The following is a 4,602-nucleotide window of genomic DNA, read 5'->3' as shown; positions in this document are numbered from 1 at the left end:
TCTCCCGTCATCCAGCCTTCTCTCCCGTCATCCTGCCTTCTCTTATGTCATCCCGGCCTTGAGCCGGGATCTACGCTCAGGCCATTCCGTTGTCTGATTTAACACCCAAGTTGCCGGTGAGTAGTTCCCGCATCAAGTGCGGGATGACCCGAGTAGAGTGCGAGATGACTAGAGTTGAGTGCCAGGTCACCCAGGTTGAACGTACGTTGTTCAATCAAAACGACACGTCTTACTCGCTCGAACTTTTAGTTCGATACTCATTTAGTTCGATAAAACCGGAATGAATTACGATAATTATGCATTTATAAAACAACTACAGCAAGTTAGGATTGCGGGATAAAAACACCATCTGCATGTAACAAGATGATATTTAGGAGAATAAAATGACGTTTAGATATGGTATCGATCGTCTGGACCTGGACACAGTCAACGGCATTGCCGACGGCAGCATCAAAGCCGAACTGTGTCAGGAAGCGCTGGATAAAATCAACGCCAGCCGCAGCAACGTAGACGTGATGGCCGCCTCAGACAAGGCCGTGTATGGTATTAACACCGGCTTCGGCCCACTGTGCGACACGCAAATCTCACCAGAAGAAACCAATCTGCTGCAAAAAAACCTGCTTATCACTCATGCCGTTGGGGTTGGCGAGCCAATCGCTAAGCCTATTTCTAAGCTGATGTTAATCACCAAAGTTCACGCGCTGAGCCAGGGCTTCTCAGGTATTCGCCTGGAAACCGTGGAGCGTATGCTGAAGTTTATTGAGCTGGATCTTATCCCTGTGGTGCCGGAGCAAGGCTCTGTGGGTGCATCGGGTGACCTTGCGCCACTGTCTCACTTATTCCTGCCACTGCTTGGCGAAGGTGAATTCTGGCAGGGCGACAAAATCGTACCTGCGGCAGAAGCGCTAAAAGAACATGGCCTGGAGCCAATGGAACTGCACGCCAAAGAAGGCCTGGCCCTGATCAATGGTACTCAGTTTATCCTCTCGCACGCTATCACCGCGCTGACCAAAATGCGCTACCTGCTCGATTTGGCTGACGTAGCCGGTGCCATGAGTATCGAAGGTATGCAGGGCAGCCAGTCGCCGTTCCGTGAAGAGCTGCACCAAATTCGTGCCTTTGCCGGTAACCTGGAAGTGGCCAAGCGGATGCGTCGTTTATTCAAAGACTCGCAGAATATGGCCGATCACGAAGAGTGCGACCGCGTACAGGACCCGTATTCACTGCGCTGTATTCCACAGGTGCATGGTGCGTCTCGTAACGCCTACAACCACCTTAAAGAGCTGGCTGAAATTGAAATGAACTCAGTCACCGACAACCCGATTGTGATCAGCAGCGAAGAAGCCATCTCAGGCGGTAGCTTCCACGGTCAGCCGTTGGCCATGGTGCTGGATTACGCATCGATTGCGGCTGCTGAGCTGGGCAACATTTCAGACCGCCGCTGTTATTTACTGCTGGAAGGTCTGCACGGCCTGCCGCGCCTGTTAACCACTTCTGGTGGTCTGAACTCGGGCATGATGATCCCGCAGTACACCACCGCAGCTTTGGTCACGGAAAACAAATCACTGTGCTTCCCGCCATCGGCTGACAGCGTACCCACCTCCATGGGCCAGGAAGACCACGTGTCTATGGGCAGTATCTCGGGTCGTAAACTGAATCAGATCCTGGGCAACCTGGAAAAAATCTTTGCCATTGAGCTGATGTATGCAGCACAGGCCATTGAGTTCAGACGACCTAACACCTGCTCAGACCTGATTGAAGAGAACTTTGCGCTGATCCGCAGCAAAGTCGCCAAACTTGAAGAAGACAGACTGCTTAAGCCTGACATTGATCACATGGTAGCATTGGTTAAGTCACAAGCATTTACGGTTAACTAAGGGGAAAATAACAATGACCACAACACTGAGTTTTCAGGACCAAATTAAGCAAGGGATCCCCAGCGAGTTGCCTGCGCCTAAGCCTTACCCGGCTGGTGCCAACCGTGCCCCCAAGCGCAAAGACATTTTATCAGCCGACGAAAAGCAACTGGCGCTGCGCAATGCGCTACGCTACTTCCCGAAAGAATGGCACCAGGAACTGGCGGCTGAATTTGCCGAAGAGCTGAAAAGCTTCGGCCGTATTTACATGTACCGTTTTAAGCCTAACTACGACCTTAAAGCGCGTTCTGTCAGCGATTATCCTGCTAAGTGTCAGCAAGCCGCAGCCATCATGCTGATGATCGACAACAACCTGGATCCGGCAGTTGCGCAGCACCCGGAGGAGTTGATCACTTACGGCGGCAACGGTGCGGTATTCCAAAACTGGGCGCAGTATCTGCTGGCCATGAAGTATCTGAGCGAAATGGAAAGCGACCAGACACTGCACATTTACTCTGGTCACCCGATGGGCTTGTTCCCGTCAAGCGAAGATGCGCCGCGCGTTGTTGTCACCAATGGTATGATGATCCCGAACTACTCAAAGCCTGATGACTGGGAAAAATTCAACGCGCTGGGCGTGACTCAGTACGGTCAGATGACTGCTGGTTCTTTCATGTACATTGGCCCGCAGGGCATTGTTCACGGCACCACCATCACTGTGATGAACGCATTCCGTAAAGTCCTTGAAAAAGGTGACAGCCCGAAAGGTAAGATCTTCCTGACCGCCGGTCTTGGTGGCATGAGTGGTGCACAACCTAAAGCCGGTAACATCGCTAACTGTATTACCGTCTGTGCCGAAGTGAATCCGGCTGCTGCCACCAAACGTCACCAGCAAGGCTGGGTAGATGAGCTTATCGACAACATGGACAAGCTGGTTGCCCGCGTTAAAACCGCGCAGGCGAACGAAGAAGTGGTATCAATTGCCTACATAGGCAATATTGTTGATGTCTGGGAAACCTTCTATGAGCAGGATATCTTTATTCACCTGGGCTCAGATCAAACGTCGCTGCACAACCCCTGGTCGGGCGGTTACTACCCGGTCGATATCAGCTTTGAAGAGTCTAACCGACTGATCCGCGAAGAGCCGGAAGTCTTTAAAGAAAAAGTTCAGGCCACGCTGAAGCGTCACGCCGATGCGGTGAACAAGCACACGGCCCGTGGTACTTACTTCTTCGATTACGGCAATGCCTTCTTGCTAGAGTCATCCCGTGCCGGTGGCGATGTGATGGCTGAAAATGGCATCGACTTTAAATATCCGTCTTACGTACAGGATATTCTTGGCCCAATGTGTTTTGACTACGGCTTTGGCCCATTCCGCTGGGTATGTGCTTCTGGCAATCCGGCTGATCTGGACAAAACCGACGCCATTGCAGCTGAAGTGCTGAATAAGATCATGGCGGAATCGCCGGAAGAGATCCAGCAGCAGATGCAGGACAACATCACCTGGATCAAAGATGCCAAGCAGAACAAACTGGTGGTTGGCTCACAGGCACGTATTCTGTACGCTGACGCACAAGGTCGTATGGAAATTGCCAAGGCCTTTAACGACGCAATTGCACGCGGCGACATTGGTCCCGTCGTATTAGGTCGCGACCACCACGATGTGAGTGGTACAGATTCACCGTTCCGCGAAACATCCAACATCTATGATGGCAGCCGCTTCACCGCAGATATGGCCATTCATAACGTGATTGGCGACAGCTTCCGTGGCGCAACCTGGGTGTCTATCCACAACGGCGGTGGCGTTGGCTGGGGTGAAGTGATCAACGGCGGTTTTGGTATGGTACTGGATGGCAGCAGCGACGCTGAGCGTCGTCTTAAGTCTATGCTGTTGTTCGATGTTAACAATGGTATTGCACGTCGTAGCTGGGCTCGCAACGAAGAAGCCAACTTTGCGATTAAACGCGAAATGGCCCGCACGCCTAAGCTTAAAGTAACCCTGCCAAATGGCGTAGACGACGAGATTTTAAATAATCTGTCGCTGTAAGCTTTGCTAAAGGATTGGAAAAAGGCTGCCGCAGGCAGCCTTTTTTATGGCCCGCGAGCCAATGTTTACACACTGCAAAAATTTAAGTTATTGTTTTTATATTAAATTTACTTATTACCCACAGATTTTGTGACTATCTTGTGAGTAACTCCAGTATTATTCAGCTACTCATTAGCCTGGCAGACATGCGCTTTTATAATCACAGCCCAGAAATTTCTCCACCGAGCAATCACATAGAAATAACAAGCCACTCAGCCGATATTCACGAGTTGCGCCTAGTGACGCAGTGCTGGTAATAGAGAAGCACCGGTACCGTCCACCTCCGACAGCAAATCCAGGCCCAGGATCTGTGCTACCACAGGATAAATATCGAGGTTTTTCACCGGTCCAATCTTCACCCCCTGTTTAAACGCCGGGCCCACGGCAACAAAGGTCGCATGCATATCCTGTGTTACGGCAAAACCATGTGTGCCAAAGTGTTTGTCTTTGTCATCATACGCAAAATAACGTGGTGCCTGAGTTTCTATCACAATATCAGCCGTCGTTGCATCTATCGTCACACGGCGACTTTTGAGTGTATCTTCACTGATGATGTCATAGCGACCGCGGGCATTGCGTTTTAGCTGTGCTCGAACCTCTTGCAGGTCCACCTTCGTGTTGGGTTGCTTATATAGCCAGACGGCCTTGTTGATCAAATCC

2 protein-coding genes and 1 pseudogene are annotated in these 4,602 nt (G+C 51.0%); 2 read left to right on the top strand and 1 reads right to left on the bottom strand.

The window, feature by feature from the left end:
- The first annotated feature begins 383 nt into the window (after window positions 1-383).
- Together hutH and CWB99_RS02315 are read left to right on the top strand one after the other, a co-directional pair.
- Window positions 384-1,877: a histidine ammonia-lyase gene (gene hutH, locus CWB99_RS02320; RefSeq protein ID WP_138543582.1), complete on the top strand. Its 1,494-nt coding sequence runs from the start codon at window positions 384-386 to the stop codon at window positions 1,875-1,877.
- Window positions 1,878-1,890: 13 nt separating this feature from the next.
- On the top strand, window positions 1,891-3,903 hold the full coding sequence (locus CWB99_RS02315; RefSeq protein WP_138553448.1) for a urocanate hydratase: 2,013 nt from the start codon (window positions 1,891-1,893) through the stop codon (window positions 3,901-3,903).
- Between the two features lie 275 nt (window positions 3,904-4,178).
- Here the strand turns inward: CWB99_RS02315 and CWB99_RS02310 are convergent.
- Window positions 4,179-4,602: pseudogene (locus CWB99_RS02310) on the bottom strand (alkaline phosphatase family protein); the annotation flags it as partial.

It is taken from the genome of Pseudoalteromonas rubra, from assembly GCF_005887095.1.
GTDB classification, from domain to species: Bacteria; Pseudomonadota; Gammaproteobacteria; order Enterobacterales; family Alteromonadaceae; genus Pseudoalteromonas; species Pseudoalteromonas rubra_E.
The sequence above is the reverse complement of the archived record's forward strand: the minus strand, read 5'-3'. Positions and strand labels throughout refer to the sequence as shown.

Excerpts from the sequence above, each read along its gene's own strand:
- hutH (WP_138543582.1), top strand. The coding sequence starts at position 384 with ATGACGTTTAGATATGGTATCGATCGTCTGGACCTGGACACAGTCAAC.
- CWB99_RS02315 (WP_138553448.1), top strand. The coding sequence starts at position 1,891 with ATGACCACAACACTGAGTTTTCAGGACCAAATTAAGCAAGGGATCCCC.